Raw genomic sequence first — 15830 nt, forward strand, 5'->3', positions numbered from 1 at the left:
AATGCTGAAGAAGTTTTTTACCCCCGTTTCCATTCTCGTGCTGCTCGGCGGTCTCGCCGGCATAGCGCTCGTGCTTTACGCCTGGCGGCTGCCGCCGTTTCTCTCCACCGTGGAAATGACCGACAATGCCTTCGTGCGCGGTTACGTCACGACCATGAGCCCGCAGGTCAGCGGTTATGTCGTCGATGTGCCGGTCAAGGACTATCAGGAGGTCAAACAGGGCACGTTGCTGGCAAAGATCGACGATCGCATCTACCGGCAGAAACAGGCGCAGGCGGCTGCATCGCTCGATACGCAAAAGGCGGCGCTCGACAATTCCCGCCAGCAGGAAAACGCCGCCAATGCCAATATTCTCTCCAGTCAGGCGGCTGTCGACAGCGCCGGGGCTTCGCTGAAACAGGCGCAACTGGCATCCGACCGGCAGGATAATCTCATCAAAAGCGGCGTCGGAACCTCCAGCCTGCAGGAAGAGGCGCATGCCGCGCTTGAAAAGGCCCGGGCATCCCTGTCGCAGGCGAAAGCCGCCCTCGAAGTTTCGCGGCAGGATTTGCAGACGATCATCGTCAATCGCAGCTCGCTGCAAGCCGCTGTCGCCAATGCCGAAGCCGCCGTCGAACTCGCTAAAATCGACCTCGACAATACCGAAATCCACGCGCCGGTGGACGGCAGGCTCGGCGAAGTCGGCGTGCGCACCGGCCAATATGTCACCGCCGGCACGCAATTGATGGCTGTCGTGCCGCATGATGTCTGGGTCATCGCCAACTTCAAGGAAACCCAGCTTGCTGGCATGCAGGTCGGCCAGCCGGTAACGATCTCGGTAGATGCGCTGCATCGCCGCAAGCTCAACGGCCGTGTCGAGCGGTTCTCGCCGGCCACCGGATCGGAATTCGCGGTCATCAAGCCCGACAATGCGACGGGCAATTTCGTGAAGATCGCCCAACGACTTGGAGTTCGCATCGCGATCGATGCGGATCAGCCGCTGGCGGCGGATCTGTCGCCGGGCATGTCGGTGGTGGTGCATGTGGATAAAAGCGCGGCGGTTGAGGGGGCGGAGACGGCGGCGAGGTAGCGGGTGTTGAGGGTGCGGAGAGGTTACCCCCCTCTGTCCTGCCGGACATCTCCCCCACAAGGGGGGAGATCGACAGGCGGCTACCGCTCGATCATCTCAACGCTGCGAATGTAGCGACGTAATATCGCCTTGCCGATCTCCCTCCTTGTGGGGGAGATGCCCGGCAGGGCAGAGGGGGGTGAACCTCTCCACACACTCAACATCCCAAAATACAAAAAAACCCCGGATGCTTCCATCCGGGGTTTTCCTTATGGCCGCTAGGCCAAGTCTTATTCGTCGTCGCCGTTGCCGTCAGCTTCCGGATCGAAGAAGTCTTCCGGACGCAGTGCGTCTTCGTCAACGCCGTAGATGGCGTCGGCGGAGGTGAGGCTTTCGCCCTTGGACTGGCGTTCGGCTTCTTCGGCGGAACGGGCAACGTTCAGCGAAACCTGAAGCTCGACTTCGGCGTGCAGGTGCAGGGTAACGTCGTGCAGGCCGATGGTCTTGATCGGCGTGTTCAGTTCAACCTGGTTGCGGCCGATGTTGAAGCCTTCGGCAGCCAGGATATCGACGACGTCGCGAGCAGCGACAGAGCCGTACAGCTGGCCGGTTTCGCCAGCCGAACGGACGACGATGAAGGACTTGCCTTCAAGCGCTTCGGCAACCTTCTGGGCTTCCGACTTGCGCTCGAGGTTACGGGCTTCAAGCGTTGCGCGCTCGGTTTCGAAACGGGTCTTGTTGGCGGCGTTGGCGCGCAGCGCCTTGCCCTGCGGCAGCAGGAAGTTACGCGCGTAACCGTCGCGAACCTTGACGGTTTCGCCCATCTGGCCGAGCTTGTTGATACGTTCGAGAAGAATGACGTCCATCTTCTTGATCCTTTCTATGGTTTGGTTTCGTTCGTTGTGTCGGTTTTCCGTGCAGGCGTCAGAGAGATCGTGCTGCGCACGTCGCTCAAGCCGAGCACGAGAATGATGAACAGCGGAAAGACAAAGACCGCCGAGAGATAAGCGAGGATGAGAACCGGCAGCCGCCAATCCTTTCCGCGCGCCTTTTTATGCAGCGAGGCAAACCCCGCCATCAGGAAGCCCGCGCCGAAGGTGCCGCAGATGACCGCGCCGACCATGGCGGCAACGCCCCCGAAGAACATGGCGACGATGCCGCCGAGAAAAATGAAGATGGCGTTGCGGTGCATGCGCAGCGCAGACGCGATGTCTTCGCGCGGGCGAAGGCCCTTGCCGAAGGACCCGACCAGCCGGGCCGCAAAATAATAGGCCGCAAACAACAGAATGACCCACAGACCGCCCTGAACGATCGGCAACATCAACACCAGCAGCGATTTCGTCTGCGTCAGCGCCTCGGCATTGGCCTCGAACAGCGGCTCGCGGCTCTGCACTGACGTCATCATCAGGTCGACGATGCGGGCGACGAGATCGGGACCGTAGCCGATCATCCAGCCGAGTATGATGACGGCGACAGAGACCAGAATGCACAGGTGCAGCACGATGCCGGACAGCGGATACCATGCAAGCAGATCATCCGGACCGCCGAGTTCGGAGGCCGGGCGCGCCAGATTGGCAAGATGCGAAAGCCAGCCCGCCGGGATCAGCGTGAAGATGGCGATGGTGAGCGCGAAAAGCGGCGACATGACCAGCGCGCCGATAATGGCGGTGGTGATGATCGCGACGATGGCGGCGCGGTTGCCCCAGCCCATCCCGGCGATGAAGATCGGCATGGCCGATCCGGCGTAGAGCAGGAAGGAAAAGGACGACTGTGCCGTTGCGCCAAGCGTTAAAAACGCGGCGCATATGCCGGCGAGAACGCCGGAGATCAGCACTGTCTGGTTCAACTTTTGCACTTCGCTGTCCTGCTGAAACTTAAGCAGTTAGAGGATCGTTCCTAAGGAGCGTCATCCCCAACATGGGTTTTATGGTATCGATCCGCGCCCAACGCGGAAGGATTTGAACTCGCAACCTACTGATTAAAAGTCAGTTGCTTTAGAGAAAACGAGGCCGCGCCAAAACGCAGCCTCGCTTTAATTCATTACGCTACGACGTAAGGCAGCAGGCCGAGGAAACGGGCGCGCTTGATCGCCTGGGCGAGTTCGCGCTGCTTCTTCTGGGAAACGGCCGTGATGCGGGAAGGAACGATCTTGCCGCGCTCGGAAATGTAGCGCTGCAGCAGACGAACGTCCTTGTAGTCGATCTTCGGAGCGTTTGCGCCGGAGAAAGGGCACGTCTTGCGACGGCGGTGGAACGGGCGGCGTGCCTGGGAAGAGGATGTATCAGCCATTGGTCAATTCTCCTTATGCACGGTCTTCGCGCGGACGGCGCGGACGATCTTCGCGGTCGCCGAAGCCACCTTCACGCGGCGGACGCGGACCACGATCTTCGCGCGGGCCACGGTCCGGACGGTCGCCGTCACGGCGCGGACGGTCGTCACGATCGCGCTTCTGCATCATCGCGGACGGGCCTTCTTCGTGGGCTTCGACGGCGATGGTCATGTAGCGAAGAACGTCTTCGTTGATGCGCATCTGACGCTCGATTTCATGGATCGCAGGCGCCGGAGCGTCGATGTCCATGAGAGCGTAGTGAGCCTTGCGGTTCTTCTTGATGCGGTAGGTAAGGGACTTCAGACCCCAGTTCTCGACGCGTCCGACTTTACCGCCGAACGATTCGATAACGCCCTTGTACTGCTCGACAAGTGCGTCGACCTGCTGGGCAGAAATATCCTGCCGGGCAAGGAAGATGTGTTCGTAAAGAGCCATTTAAGCTTTGCCTTTCTTGCGTTTCATCCTTCACCCGGCAACGGCGCTAAGCCTCAACGACTGCTCCTGGTTAGGCGATAAAGCCTTAAAGCAAGAAAAGCGTTGTTCGAGACGGTCGAGAGCGGAGACACGGGAGGCCGGAAAAACCTTATGGTTCCTGCTGTTTCGTTACCGAAACCAGCCCTCCGTTCAGCCACCAGCCAATTGGACCGGGTGTTGTGAACAGCGCGCTTATACGGATTTTTCACGTTTTGGCAATGGTTTTGTCAGTTAAGCGCGTTTTTCTTCAGAACGACGAACCATTTATGCCTGGTATCGGCGATATGGCCGCTTTCACTGAGCGGGATCGTTTTCTTTGTCACCGAGTCGAGAACATTGAAGCCTATGACGTCGATTTCGCCCGGTCGTCTGGCAACGACAATATCGGTATGGGACTTATAGCTGCCCACCTTGTCATAATAACCCTGCGCTTGCTGGAAGCTGACTTTGTCATAGGTGTAGCCAACGATATCGCCGACATCCGGGGTCGCACCAGCCTCCTTCAGCCGGTATCCGTGATAGAGGGCGCTCGTCGAGTTTTGCTTACGCGCTTTTATGAAATGGCGAATCCATACGGAATGCGATTCCGCGAAAGGAAACTCTTTCTTGCTGAATTGCGCGGCATGGAACACGTAGGAAATTCCGACGGCCGACCAGAAATAGTGGTCGTTCATAACATCATCCTCCGTCGGCGTTCCACCTCCAACGGAATTATAGTTCTTGATGACGTATTTTGCGAATATGCGGTCGTCATCCTTGTGCCGGATGTGTTTGGCGTCAGTAGAAAGGTTCCATGTGGAGTTTCCCCAGTGCTTCCACTCCTGATCGGCAACATTGAGAATATCTGAGACTGTCTTGGCCATCGAATTCTCCCAATTGTAATATATTTGTTATTTTTGTAAAAAATCCGGTCAATTATTTTATCTATTTATGAAGTTCACCGGCGTGTACCGATATACGCGCCGGTGAACATAATAATACAGAATTCAATTGGTATTGAAAGATGGTTTTATTTGAATTTAGGGCCCGGGGATAGTTTAGATCGCCATCGGATACTTCCGATGGATCGCCGCAATCCCCTTCAGCACCTCTTCTGACAGCTTCACATCCGCAGCCGCAATATCCACCTTCAACTGCTCGTTCGTCGTCGCGCCGATGATGGCCGAGGCCATGAAGGGGCGGGTGAGGCAAAATGCGATCGCGAGCTGCGCCGGATCGAGCCCATGTTGCGCCGCAAGCTCCAGATAGGCCTTGACCGGCGCTTCCTGATACGGCTGCAGGCGGCCGCCGAGCTCCCTGTTGATGGTGCCGCGGGATCCCGCCGGATATGCGCCATTCTGGTATTTGCCGGTGAGAAGTCCGGCCGCCAGTGGCGAATAAGCGAGCAGGCCGACATCCTCGTGATGAGCGACTTCCGACATGTCCAGATCGAAGCTGCGATAGAGCAGATTATATTCGTTCTGGATGGTGGCGACGCGCGGCAGGCCACGGGCCTCGGCGATGTCGATATATTTCTGCGTGCCCCAGGCGCTTTCGTTGGAGAGGCCGATGGCGCGGATCTTGCCGGCTTTCACCAGTTCGCCGAGCGTATCGAGCTTTTCCGTGATTTCGGCGATCGTGCGCTCCTTGTCCTGGCCGGAGGCATCGAAACCCCAGGCGCCGCGGAAGTGGTAGGTGCCGCGGTTAGGCCAGTGGATCTGGTAGAGGTCGATATAGTCAGTCTTCAGACGTGCAAGGCTGGTATCCACCGCCTCGCGGATGGCGCTCGCATCGATATCGCGGCCACCGCGAATATAGTCGCGCCCCGAACCGGCGACCTTGGTGGCGAGCACCACCTGATCGCGCTTGCCGGTCTTTTCGAACCATGTGCCGATATATTCTTCCGTCCGCCCCTGCGTTTCGGCGGAAACGGGGGTGGTGGGGTAAAGCTCGGCCGTGTCGAAGAAATTGACGCCGTTTTCGACGGCGTAATCCATCTGCGCATGCGCCTCGGCTTCAGTGTTCTGCGTGCCCCACGTCATGGTGCCAAGGCAAATTTCGGACACGGATATACCCGTGCGGCCCAATAGTCTCTGTTTCATGGAAATGTCCCGGTGCTTGGCGAGATGGTGTGAAAGGTCGCATGAAAGTAATAGGGAATTGCCGCAGTGCAAGAAAAAATATGACTAAAAGAAAGAGTGAATAGGGTGGCAAAACCCTGCGGATGCGCCTGCCGCAGGGCGTCAAGTCTTGACACCGCTGGCCGGAATGTGAATGGAAGTCGCTGGAATAAGGGCAATCCAGAAAAGAAGGACCACATCCCATGGGTATTGCATTCACATTTCCCGGTCAGGGAAGCCAGGCCGTCGGCATGGGCAAGGAACTTGCCGATACCTATGTCGAGGCGCGCGCCGTGTTTGCGGAAGTTGATGAGGCGCTCGGCCAGAAGCTTTCCGATATCATGTGGAACGGCCCGGAAGAAACGCTGACGCTAACGGCGAACGCCCAGCCCGCCCTCATGGCGGTGTCCATGGCGGTCATGCGGGTTCTCGAAGCGCGCGGCCTGAAACTGTCCGACGCTGTTTCTTATGTTGCCGGCCATTCGCTCGGCGAATATTCGGCGCTCTGTGCCGCCGGCACTTTTTCGATTGCCGATACCGCGCGGCTTCTGCGCATCCGCGGCAACGCCATGCAGGCCGCCGTGCCTGTCGGCGAAGGCGCGATGGCGGCGATCATCGGGCTGGAGCATGATGTGGTTTCGGCAATCTGCGACGAGGCCGGTGTTCTCGGCGTCTGCCAGATCGCCAATGATAATGGCGGCGGCCAGCTGGTCATTTCCGGCTCCAAGGCCGCTGTCGAGAAAGCCGCCGCGATCGCTTCCGAAAAGGGTGCCAAGCGCGCCATCATGCTGCCGGTTTCCGCGCCCTTCCACTCCGCGCTGATGGCGCCGGCTGCGGAAGCCATGCGTGAGGCGCTGGCCAAGGTCGAAAAGAACAATCCAGTCGTGCCTGTTATCGCCAATGTGCGTGCCGCTCCCGTTTCCGACGCCAATGAGATCGCCGCTTTGCTGGTAGAGCAGGTGACGGGCCAGGTACGCTGGCGCGAGACGGTGGAGTGGTTTGCCGCCAACAACGTGACCCAGCTTTACGAGATCGGCTCCGGCAAGGTGCTGACGGGCCTTGCCCGCCGCATCGACAAGACCGTGAACGGCGTTGCCGTCAACGGCGCTGCCGATATCGACCAGCTTCTTGCCACTCTGATAGGCTGATAGCGGGTTTCGCCCGCAATGGCTTTTTTGTTTTTGACAATTCCCGATGCAGAACCGCAAAATTTCCTGCGGAGTTGCTCTAAAGAAGGAACAGGACATGTTAGATCTGACAGGCCGCAAGGCTCTCGTTACCGGCGCGACCGGCGGCATCGGCGAGGAAATCGCCCGCCTTCTGCACAAACAGGGCGCAACCGTCGGCCTGCACGGCACGCGCGTTGAAAAACTCGAGGCGCTGGCGGCGGAACTTGGCGATCGCGTCAAGATTTTCCCGGCTAACCTTTCCGACCGTGCCGAAGTCAAGGCGCTCGGCGAAAAGGCCGAAGCCGAGCTGGAAGGCGTCGATATTCTCGTCAACAATGCCGGTATCACCAAGGACGGCCTCTTCGTGCGCATGAGCGACGATGACTGGGACAACGTCATCGAAGTGAACCTGACCGCCATGTTCCGCCTGACGCGTGAGCTGACGCACCCGATGATGCGCCGCCGTTTCGGCCGCATCATCAACATCACCTCCATCGTCGGCGTCACCGGCAATCCCGGCCAGGCAAATTATTGCGCCTCCAAGGCCGGCATGATCGGTTTTTCGAAGTCGCTGGCGCAGGAAATCGCCACCCGCAACGTCACCGTCAACTGCGTGGCCCCGGGCTTCATTGAAAGCGCCATGACCGGCAAGCTGAACGACAAGCAGAAAGACGCCATCATGGGCGCCATTCCCATGAAGCGCATGGGCACCGGCGCGGAAGTCGCGTCTGCCGTTCTTTATCTGGCTTCCAACGAGGCAGCCTACATGACCGGCCAGACCCTGCACGTCAACGGCGGCATGGCGATGATCTGACGGCGCTTCCAGCCGTCATGAAAACGATTGCGGCGCTATTTCAGCACCTTGTTGGGTAGCTTGCGCCGCAAGGCCCCGCCGACCGGTTTCCGGCTAAATTGCCTGTCATACGCTGTGCTTAGCGCGTTTTCAGGCTTTTCGACCGATTGAAACCGTGTTAATCGGGCCAAGACTGTGAACAGTCGTCCCGGAGAGACAGGAAGCCGTTGCGATTTTGCGTGACGATGTCTAGCTTGGACCGGGTTGAACGGGTTTGCCAGCGGTGCCGGATTTGAACGGCGCATGAGGGCTTCTAACAGGGCAGGGTGCCGCAAGGCATTCCCTTTCAAAATAAAGGTCGAGGAAACCGACATGAGCGATATCGCAGAACGCGTAAAGAAAATTGTAATTGATCATCTTGGCGTTGACGCCGACAAGGTTGTTGAAGGCGCCAGCTTCATTGACGATCTGGGCGCTGACTCGCTCGACACCGTTGAACTGGTCATGGCTTTCGAAGAAGAATTCGGCGTTGAAATTCCCGACGACGCAGCTGACTCGATCCTGACCGTTGGCGACGCCGTCAAGTTCATCGAGAAGGCCCAGGCCTGATCGACCTTCATGGGGAGGTGCAATATCCTCCCGTCTTGGCCCGGCTCGTCCGGGCCAATGTTTTATAAAGAGACGGTACGTGCCCGAACAGGCGCGCGTTCCGGCCTCCGCATAAGCGTCCCGGCCGGAAACGGTGCGTGACGAAGATTGTGCGGACATTCGAAATGCTGCAGCGTCTCGCAAACGTCACTCGATGGCGTCCGGCATTGCAGAAGAGACTGATGATTTGGATAAGGGCGGAGCGTTGGCGATGAGGCGTGTCGTTATCACCGGTACCGGCATGGTATCTCCTCTTGGATGCGGAACGGAAATCACCTGGGAAAGGCTGCTCGCCGGCCAGAACGGCGCCCGTCTCGTGACTGAGTTCGAAGTCGAAGATTTGCCCGCAAAGATCGCCTGCCGCATTCCCGTCGGTGATGGCTCCAACGGCACCTTCAATGCCGATGACTGGATGGAGCCCAAGGAACAGCGCAAGATCGATCCTTTCATCCTGTATGGCATGGCCGCCGCCGACATGGCGCTTGCCGATGCGGACTGGCACCCGGAAACGGATGAAGACCAGATTGCCACCGGCGTTCTGATCGGCTCCGGGATCGGTGGCCTGGAAGGCATTGTCGATGCGGGTTACACGCTTCGCGACAAGGGTCCGCGCCGTATTTCACCATTTTTCATTCCCGGCCGTCTGATCAACCTCGTATCCGGCCAGGTTTCCATCCGCCACAAGCTGCGCGGCCCGAATCATTCCGTGGTGACGGCCTGCTCGACCGGCGCGCATGCCATTGGCGACGCCGCCCGGCTGATCGCGCTCGGTGATGCCGAGGTCATGGTTGCCGGTGGTGCCGAATCACCGGTCTGCCGCATTGCGCTTGCCGGTTTTGCCGCCTGCAAAGCGCTTTCCACCCAGCACAACGACGATCCGCAGAAGGCATCCCGCCCCTATGACCGCGACCGCGACGGTTTCGTCATGGGTGAGGGTGCGGGCATCGTCGTTCTGGAAGAGCTGGAACACGCCAAAGCGCGCGGCGCGAAGATTTACGCCGAAGTCGTCGGTTATGGCCTTTCCGGCGATGCCTACCACATCACGGCCCCGTCCGAGGACGGCGATGGCGCCTATCGCTGCATGGCTATGGCGCTGAAGCGCGCCGGCCTGACGCCTGATGATATCGACTATATCAACGCCCACGGCACCTCCACCATGGCCGATACGATCGAGCTTGGCGCAGTCGAACGGCTTGTCGGCGATTCGGCTACGAAGATTTCCATGTCTTCCACCAAGTCGGCCACCGGCCATCTTCTCGGTGCTGCGGGTGCAATCGAGGCGATTTTCGCCGTGCTCGCGATCCGCGATAATATCGTGCCGCCGACGCTGAACCTCGATAATCCCGATGTGGAGACGAAGATCGATCTGGTGCCGCACAAGGCCCGCAAGCGCCAGGTCAACGTGGCGCTCTCGAATTCTTTCGGCTTCGGCGGCACCAACGCCTCCCTCGTGCTGCGTCGTTACGAAGCATAAGATTATATAAGCCGCGGCGGCTTTTGCCGTTGCGGTGGCAACCCGCGCCGCAAACCGCCTCGGACGGTTGCGGCTTTCTCCCGGCGGGTGCTGAAAGAGGGTGCTCTTTCCTTTGAAGAACGCATCGCGCGTCTGCGAAAGCCATTTCGATTTTCGCGCCGATATTGTAGTCGTTTACGGGAGACGGTTTACCGGTTTCGGGAGGATTATCTCGGCGTGGGCGATTTCACGCCGCAGAAGGTTGTTCCTGACCGGCTTTGCCGGAAAAGACGATTCGTGAAGGACGCAAAGACAACTTCACGATCTCTCTATGTGGTGCAGGAAGATATTCCGAACCTGTTTTTGCCGCATTACCTGCGCAAAAAGCGCTGACAACGCCGAACTGAAAAGGACCGACGGTGAGCGACACGAACCAGAACAGCCAGGGACCATACGGACGAGACGGTGGAAGCGAGGGCAATCGCGGCCCGATCATTCCGAAATCTCCGACCGAGGCGCTGCGCCCGGAAAAGGTGCCGGCTCCGCCCAAGCGCTCGCGCAAGGCCCATGGCCAGCTGGTGATCTTCCTGAATTTTCTGATGACGCTTGCGGTTGCCGTCTGCGTACTGGCCATTGCCGCTTTCTATTACATGATCAACGCGTTCCAGGAGCCCGGTCCGCTTGAGACGAACACGCATTTCACGGTGCGCAACGGCGCCGGCATCATAGAGATTGCCAATAATCTCGAACGTAACGACGTTGTTTCGAATGCCCGTATTTTCCGCCTGATGACAGGTAGCTACCTGCAGAAGGACCAGACGCTGAAAGCGGGTGAATACGAGATCAAGGCCGGCGCATCGATGAAGGACATCTTGACGCTGCTGGAATCCGGCAAGTCGATCCTTTATTCCGTGTCGCTGCCGGAAGGCCTGACCGTCAAGCAGATGTTTGCGCGCCTTGCCGCAGACGAGGTGCTGGATGGCGAGCTGCCCTCCGCCCTGCCTGACGAGGGCAGTCTTCGCCCGGATACCTATCGCTTCACCCGCGGCACCAAGCGCGAAGAGATCATCAACCAGATGAGCGCGGCGCAGGACAAGCTGATCGACATGATCTGGGAGCGGCGCGACCCCGACCTGCCGATCAAGACCGTCGAGGAATTCGTGACGCTCGCCTCGATCGTCGAAAAGGAAACCGGCAAGGATGACGAGCGCGCCCATGTCGCCTCCGTCTTCTATAACCGGCTGAAGAAAGGCATGCGGCTGCAATCCGACCCGACGATCATCTACGGTCTGTTCGGCGGTGACGGCAAACCTTCCGACAGGCCGATCTACCAGTCGGACCTGCAGAAGCAGACGCCGTTCAATACCTATGTCATCAAGGGCCTGCCGCCGTCGCCCATCGCCAATCCGGGCCGGGCCGCACTTGAGGCGGTCGCCAATCCCTGGCGCACGGATGACATTTATTTCGTTGCCGATGGCACGGGCGGTCACGTCTTTGCCAAGACGCTGGACGAGCATAACGCCAATGTCCGCCGCTGGCGCAAGATCGAGGCGGAAAAAGCCGCTGCCGGCGGCAGTCCCGATGTTGCCGTCGACGGCCAGCCGGGTGGCGCAGAGGCGGAAAAACCGGCCAATAACTGATAATTCTTACCGGGTCTTGTTAGCGCAAGGCCCGGTTTCGTACGGCATGACGGGGGCTTCCAGATATGACATTGCAATCGATGACCGGCTTTGCGCGCAGCGAAGGAACATCCGGCCGTTACCGCTGGGCGTGGGAGTTGCGCTCGGTCAACGGCAAGGGGCTTGATGTGCGGCTGCGGCTGCCGACCGGGCTTGAAGCGCTGGAAACGGCGCTGCGGGAAATCGCCGGCGAGCATCTTGCCCGCGGCAATATTCAGGCAGGTCTGTCGCTGTCGATTGCGGAAAACCGGCTGGAGGCCGTCATCAACCGTGATGCTCTCGCCGCTGTTCTGGCGCTCAAGAAAGAACTTGGCGATGTCGTCGAAGACAAGCCGCTGAGTTTCGATACACTGCTGTCGTTGCGCGGGCTGGTCGATTTTCGCGAGGCGGAAGATGACGCTGAGGCGCAGGCCGCACGCAACGCCGATGTGCTTGCCGGTTTTGCTGCGGCCGTCGAGAAGCTGAAGGACATGCGCGAGCGGGAAGGAGCATCGCTATTTGCCATCCTGTCCGGCCAGATCGACAGGATCGAGACGCTGGTGGCGCTCATCGAAAACGATCCTTCCCGCCAGCCGGAACAGATCGCCGCAAGGCTTGCCCAGCAGATCGCCCTGATCGGCGAGGGCATGCACGGGCTGGATCGTGACCGTCTTCACGCCGAGGCGGCGCTGATCGCCACCAAGGCGGATCTGCGCGAAGAGCTCGACCGGCTGCGCGCCCATGTGCAGGCTTCGCGTGAGCTTTTGGCAAATGGCGGGCCTGTCGGCCGCAAGCTCGATTTTCTTGCACAGGAATTTAACCGCGAGTCGAATACAATCTGTTCCAAATCGAACGCCAGTGCGGTAACCGCAGCAGGCATAGAGCTGAAAGTGGTTATCGACCAGTTCCGCGAGCAGGTCCAAAATCTGGAGTAGACCCATGGCCCCGGTGAATGATTCTCCCGTTACGATTGCCCGCAGAGGGCTGATGCTGGTGATTTCTTCACCATCGGGCGCGGGTAAATCGACGATTGCCCGCAACCTGCTCGAGAAGGACAAGAATATCAGCCTTTCCGTCAGCGTCACGACGCGTCCGCGCCGCCAGAGCGAGATAGAGGGTATCCACTATCACTTCATCTCCAAGCGCGATTTCGAGCGCCTGCGCGACAACGAGGAACTGCTGGAATGGGCTGAGGTCCACGGCAATTTTTACGGCACGCCGCGTGATCCGGTGGAAGTAGCGATGGCTGCCGGTCGCGACATGCTGTTCGACATCGACTGGCAGGGCGCCGAGCAGTTGCAGGACAAGATGAAGGCCGACGTCGTCTCGATCTTCATCCTGCCGCCGACCATGACCGAACTGCAATCGCGCCTGCACCGCCGGGCAGAAGACACAGAAGAGGTGATAAAGACCCGCCTTATCAATTCCCGCGCCGAGATCGAGCACTGGCGCGATTATGACTATGTCATCCTCAACGACGATCTGCAGGCCGCCTTCGAGGCCGTCGAAGCCATCGTCAAAGCCGAACGCGTCCGCCGCGACCGTCGCCATGGTATGTTTGACTTTGTGCGTGCGTTGCTCGAGGAAGAGCCGCAGCTCTGATTTATGCTGCGGGTCAGCGCGCCAGCCATTGACGGGACAGTCGCTCGTCCATCGCATCCTCTGCCCATCCATGGCCCGCGTCGATCGTCTCCAGAACAACCTCCGCACCGGCTGAAGCCAGCTGCTCGGCCAGATGCGGAGCATCGGAGGGGTGACGCCGGTCGTCACGGGTGCCCGCAAGCAGAAGTATGGGATATCCTGCGAGGTTTGGAAGAGGCTGTTCATTCCTCGGAGATAGGGGGCGAAGCAGGATAGCGCCCTTTGACTGATGGCGGTCCTGACATATCGCTTCAGCCGCGATGATCGCACCGTTCGAATATCCGACGAGAATGGGCCTTTGCCCCGTCTGCTGAAACACGAAGGTGACAAACCGGCATAATCTGACAGCTTGATGTTTCAGATCATCGATATCGAGCTGTCTGTCAGGCTTTCTGCGAAAAAACGCGAAGCCATTCTCCCAGGGAACAGCGCCTCTCGCCGCATATAAGATGCCATTGGGAAAGGTGGCGCGGCCAAAGGAGATGAGGTCTTCTTCCGTTCGTCCCGATCCATGCAGCAAGACAACCGCGCAGTCGGGCGTTTCGGCGGGAATGTCGAGCTTATAGTGAAAACCGGCATTCTCCACGCGCTTGTTCCTCTATTCGCCGGGCCAACGGACCTGTGTCCCACCGTCCAGAACAGTGCATCACAGAGCGTATTTACAGGCAATTCGCCAATGTCACGAATTCCTCCACAGACAGCGTTTCCGCCCGCCGTGTGGGGTCAATGCCCGCTTTTTCCAGCAGCGTTTCGCCGCCAAGGCTCTTGACGCTCTGGCGCAGCATCTTGCGCCGCTGACCGAAGGCAGCTTCGGTCACTTTTTCAAGCTTGGCGACATCGCAGGGCAGCGGCTTGTCCTTGGGCAGCAGGTGCACGACGGTGGACGTCACCTTCGGCGGCGGGCTGAAGGCCTGCGGTGGCACGTCGAAGGCCATTTCCGATACCGTGCGCCAGCCGGCGAGAACGCCGAGGCGGCCGTAATGATTGTCGCCTTCCTCAGCCACGATACGCTGGCCGACTTCCTTCTGGAACATCAGCGTCATCGAGAGCCAGAAAGGCGGCCACGCTTTTGGCAGAAGCCAGTTGACCAGCAATTGTGTGCCGACATTGTAAGGCAGGTTGGCGATGATGCGCACCGGTTCACCGGCGGGGATCATGGCCTCGAAATCGGTCTTGAGGGCATCGCCCTCAATTACTTCGAGACGCCCGGGATAATGCGCTTCGATTTCCGCCAGCGCCGGCAGACAACGGCTGTCGCGTTCGACGGCGATGACCTTCTTGGCACCGAGCGAAAGAATGGCGCGGGTGAGACCGCCGGGGCCTGGGCCGACCTCGATCACCGTCACGCCTTCAAGCGGCCCCGCTGTCCGGGCGATCTTCTGGGTGAGGTTGAGATCGAACAAGAAGTTTTGCCCAAGTGATTTCTTCGCATCGAGCCCATGGCGCTGAATGACATCGCGCAGCGGCGGCAGTCCATCTATGGTGGCCATTATGCGTCAACCCGGCTGCGGGCGGAAATTTCCGCCGCCATTTTCAGCGCGGCCACAAGGCTTGCCTCATTGGCGATGCCCTGGCCGGCAATGCCAAAAGCGGTGCCATGGTCCGGCGAGGTGCGGATGAAGGGCAGGCCGAGCGTGACATTGACCGAATCGTCAAAGCCGAGCGCCTTGGCCGGAATAAGTGCCTGATCGTGATACATGCACACGGCGACATCATAGCGTTTGCGGGCGGCGTCATGGAACATGGTGTCGGCGGGCAGGGGACCGAAAGCATCGATCCCGTCTTTGCGCAGCCGCATCGTCGCTGGATGAACCACGTCGCGGTCCTCGGTGCCAAGCGCGCCGTCCTCACCCGCATGCGGGTTAAGCCCGGCAACAGCCAGACGGGGTGCCTCTATACCGAATTTCTGCCGCAGATCGGCATCGATAATGCGGCATGTCTCGACGATCAGTTCTTCGGTCAGTGCCGCTGGCACATCTTTGACGGGGATGTGGATGGTGACCGGCACGACGCGGACCTTGGGGCCGGCAATCATCATCACCGGCATCACCTGCTCACCCTTAAGGCGCAAAGCCAGATCGGCCAGAAATTCCGTATGACCCGGAAATCCGAACCCCGCTTCGTAAAGCACGGATTTTGCAATCGGATTGGTAACGACGGCTGCAGCCTTGCCCTCAACGGTCAGGGAAACGGCGGTTTCTATCGCCTTGATCGTCGCATGGGCAGCGCCGACATGCGGCTGGCCCGCCTGAACCTCGAACCCGACGGGAAGAGGCAGGATCGGGAAAGCGCGGTCGAAAACGCTGACAGCATCCGCCACATCGCATGTCTCGATATTGACCGGCATGCCGATCAACGCCGCACGGCTGGCCACCACATCGGGATCGCCGATGAAGATGAACGGCGGCAGACCGTTCTCCCGGCGTCTGGCCCAGGCGGCGATGGCGATATCGGCGCCGATACCGGCTGGATCTCCCTGTGTCAGGGCAAGCGGCAGGGATGCATGTGTCACGGAAAG

At 59.4% G+C, this 15830-nt stretch carries 18 protein-coding genes; 8 read left to right on the forward strand and 10 right to left on the reverse strand.

Going from position 1 to position 15830, the window contains the following annotated elements; all coding sequences use genetic code 11:
* Position 1: 1 nt before the first annotated feature.
* Positions 2–1069, forward strand: a complete 1068-nt coding sequence (locus JZX89_RS00810) for an HlyD family secretion protein (RefSeq protein ID WP_153513497.1) — start codon at positions 2–4, stop codon at positions 1067–1069.
* A 269-nt stretch (positions 1070–1338) separates the two neighbouring features.
* On the opposite strand, the gene rplI is transcribed toward JZX89_RS00810, so the two are convergent.
* From rplI to JZX89_RS00840, 6 genes are all read right to left on the reverse strand, one after another.
* On the reverse strand, positions 1339–1914 hold the full coding sequence (rplI, locus tag JZX89_RS00815; RefSeq protein WP_149897951.1) for a 50S ribosomal protein L9: 576 nt from the start codon (positions 1912–1914) through the stop codon (positions 1339–1341).
* A 14-nt stretch (positions 1915–1928) separates the two neighbouring features.
* A complete protein-coding gene (locus JZX89_RS00820) occupies positions 1929–2903 on the reverse strand; it encodes a DUF2232 domain-containing protein (protein ID WP_174372785.1) in 975 nt (324 codons plus the stop codon).
* Positions 2904–3088: 185 nt separating this feature from the next.
* Positions 3089–3337, reverse strand: a complete 249-nt coding sequence (gene rpsR, locus JZX89_RS00825) for a 30S ribosomal protein S18 (protein WP_003496832.1) — start codon at positions 3335–3337, stop codon at positions 3089–3091.
* Positions 3338–3350: 13 nt separating this feature from the next.
* Positions 3351–3812 (reverse strand): 30S ribosomal protein S6, encoded by a 462-nt coding sequence (gene rpsF / locus JZX89_RS00830; protein ID WP_045016900.1) that lies wholly within the window; start codon positions 3810–3812, stop codon positions 3351–3353.
* 266 nt (positions 3813–4078) lie between these two features.
* A complete protein-coding gene (locus JZX89_RS00835) occupies positions 4079–4714 on the reverse strand; it encodes a DUF2272 domain-containing protein (protein ID WP_207132818.1) in 636 nt (211 codons plus the stop codon).
* 174 nt (positions 4715–4888) lie between these two features.
* Positions 4889–5932, reverse strand: a complete 1044-nt coding sequence (locus JZX89_RS00840) for an aldo/keto reductase (protein WP_207132819.1) — start codon at positions 5930–5932, stop codon at positions 4889–4891.
* A gap of 221 nt (positions 5933–6153) precedes the next feature.
* On the opposite strand from JZX89_RS00840, the gene fabD reads away from it, so the two are divergent.
* The 4 genes from fabD to fabF all read left to right on the forward strand — a co-directional run bounded on the left by fabD (position 6154) and on the right by fabF (position 10034).
* Positions 6154–7098, forward strand: coding sequence for an ACP S-malonyltransferase (gene fabD, locus JZX89_RS00845; protein ID WP_149897946.1), 945 nt, complete (start codon positions 6154–6156; stop codon positions 7096–7098).
* A 97-nt stretch (positions 7099–7195) separates the two neighbouring features.
* Complete coding sequence (gene fabG / locus JZX89_RS00850; RefSeq protein ID WP_149897945.1) at positions 7196–7933, forward strand: 3-oxoacyl-[acyl-carrier-protein] reductase; 738 nt, start codon at positions 7196–7198, stop codon at positions 7931–7933.
* A 351-nt stretch (positions 7934–8284) separates the two neighbouring features.
* Positions 8285–8521: an acyl carrier protein gene (locus tag JZX89_RS00855; RefSeq protein WP_003502080.1), complete on the forward strand. Its 237-nt coding sequence runs from the start codon at positions 8285–8287 to the stop codon at positions 8519–8521.
* Positions 8522–8771: 250 nt separating this feature from the next.
* A complete protein-coding gene (gene fabF, locus JZX89_RS00860) occupies positions 8772–10034 on the forward strand; it encodes a beta-ketoacyl-ACP synthase II (protein ID WP_153513502.1) in 1263 nt (420 codons plus the stop codon).
* A gap of 226 nt (positions 10035–10260) precedes the next feature.
* On the opposite strand, the gene JZX89_RS00865 is transcribed toward fabF, so the two are convergent.
* Entirely contained in the window at positions 10261–10443 is a 183-nt protein-coding gene (locus tag JZX89_RS00865) for a hypothetical protein (protein WP_153513503.1), read from the reverse strand.
* Here JZX89_RS00865 and mltG point away from each other — a divergent pair.
* From mltG to gmk, 3 genes are all read left to right on the forward strand, one after another.
* Entirely contained in the window at positions 10433–11653 is a 1221-nt protein-coding gene (gene mltG, locus JZX89_RS00870) for an endolytic transglycosylase MltG (RefSeq protein ID WP_149897942.1), read from the forward strand. The genes JZX89_RS00865 and mltG overlap by 11 nt on opposite strands.
* Positions 11654–11718: 65 nt before the next feature.
* Positions 11719–12606, forward strand: a complete 888-nt coding sequence (locus JZX89_RS00875) for a YicC/YloC family endoribonuclease (protein WP_153513504.1) — start codon at positions 11719–11721, stop codon at positions 12604–12606.
* A gap of 4 nt (positions 12607–12610) precedes the next feature.
* Positions 12611–13273 (forward strand): guanylate kinase, encoded by a 663-nt coding sequence (gene gmk, locus JZX89_RS00880; RefSeq protein ID WP_149897940.1) that lies wholly within the window; start codon positions 12611–12613, stop codon positions 13271–13273.
* A gap of 13 nt (positions 13274–13286) precedes the next feature.
* Here the strand turns inward: gmk and JZX89_RS00885 are convergent, their stop codons facing one another.
* The 3 genes from JZX89_RS00885 to pdxA all read right to left on the reverse strand — a co-directional run bounded on the left by JZX89_RS00885 (position 13287) and on the right by pdxA (position 15824).
* The gene (locus JZX89_RS00885; protein ID WP_207132820.1) at positions 13287–13898 is read right to left on the reverse strand and encodes an alpha/beta hydrolase; all 612 of its coding nucleotides are present in this window, start codon (positions 13896–13898) and stop codon (positions 13287–13289) included.
* 73 nt (positions 13899–13971) lie between these two features.
* A complete protein-coding gene (gene rsmA, locus JZX89_RS00890; protein WP_153513506.1) occupies positions 13972–14802 on the reverse strand; it encodes a 16S rRNA (adenine(1518)-N(6)/adenine(1519)-N(6))-dimethyltransferase RsmA in 831 nt (276 codons plus the stop codon).
* The gene (pdxA, locus tag JZX89_RS00895) at positions 14802–15824 is read right to left on the reverse strand and encodes a 4-hydroxythreonine-4-phosphate dehydrogenase PdxA (RefSeq protein ID WP_207132821.1); all 1023 of its coding nucleotides are present in this window, start codon (positions 15822–15824) and stop codon (positions 14802–14804) included. Before pdxA ends, rsmA begins: the two co-directional genes overlap by 1 nt.
* Positions 15825–15830 lie beyond the last annotated feature (6 nt).

Origin of the sequence: Agrobacterium burrii (genome assembly GCF_017313405.1) — a bacterium.
Taxonomy (GTDB): Bacteria; Pseudomonadota; Alphaproteobacteria; order Rhizobiales; family Rhizobiaceae; genus Agrobacterium; species Agrobacterium burrii.

What these genes read in the sequence shown, in the direction of transcription:
- JZX89_RS00875 (WP_153513504.1), top strand. Translation starts at nt 11,719, where the DNA reads ATGACATTGCAATCGATGACCGGCTTTGCGCGCAGCGAAGGAACATCC.
- JZX89_RS00835 (WP_207132818.1), bottom strand. Translation starts at nt 4,714, where the DNA reads ATGGCCAAGACAGTCTCAGATATTCTCAATGTTGCCGATCAGGAGTGG.
- JZX89_RS00810 (WP_153513497.1), top strand. Translation starts at nt 2, where the DNA reads ATGCTGAAGAAGTTTTTTACCCCCGTTTCCATTCTCGTGCTGCTCGGC.
- rpsR (WP_003496832.1), bottom strand. Translation starts at nt 3,337, where the DNA reads ATGGCTGATACATCCTCTTCCCAGGCACGCCGCCCGTTCCACCGCCGT.
- gmk (WP_149897940.1), top strand. Translation starts at nt 12,611, where the DNA reads ATGGCCCCGGTGAATGATTCTCCCGTTACGATTGCCCGCAGAGGGCTG.
- JZX89_RS00855 (WP_003502080.1), top strand. Translation starts at nt 8,285, where the DNA reads ATGAGCGATATCGCAGAACGCGTAAAGAAAATTGTAATTGATCATCTT.
- fabD (WP_149897946.1), top strand. Translation starts at nt 6,154, where the DNA reads ATGGGTATTGCATTCACATTTCCCGGTCAGGGAAGCCAGGCCGTCGGC.
- fabF (WP_153513502.1), top strand. Translation starts at nt 8,772, where the DNA reads ATGAGGCGTGTCGTTATCACCGGTACCGGCATGGTATCTCCTCTTGGA.
- rsmA (WP_153513506.1), bottom strand. Translation starts at nt 14,802, where the DNA reads ATGGCCACCATAGATGGACTGCCGCCGCTGCGCGATGTCATTCAGCGC.
- JZX89_RS00840 (WP_207132819.1), bottom strand. Translation starts at nt 5,932, where the DNA reads ATGAAACAGAGACTATTGGGCCGCACGGGTATATCCGTGTCCGAAATT.
- rpsF (WP_045016900.1), bottom strand. Translation starts at nt 3,812, where the DNA reads ATGGCTCTTTACGAACACATCTTCCTTGCCCGGCAGGATATTTCTGCC.
- rplI (WP_149897951.1), bottom strand. Translation starts at nt 1,914, where the DNA reads ATGGACGTCATTCTTCTCGAACGTATCAACAAGCTCGGCCAGATGGGC.
- fabG (WP_149897945.1), top strand. Translation starts at nt 7,196, where the DNA reads ATGTTAGATCTGACAGGCCGCAAGGCTCTCGTTACCGGCGCGACCGGC.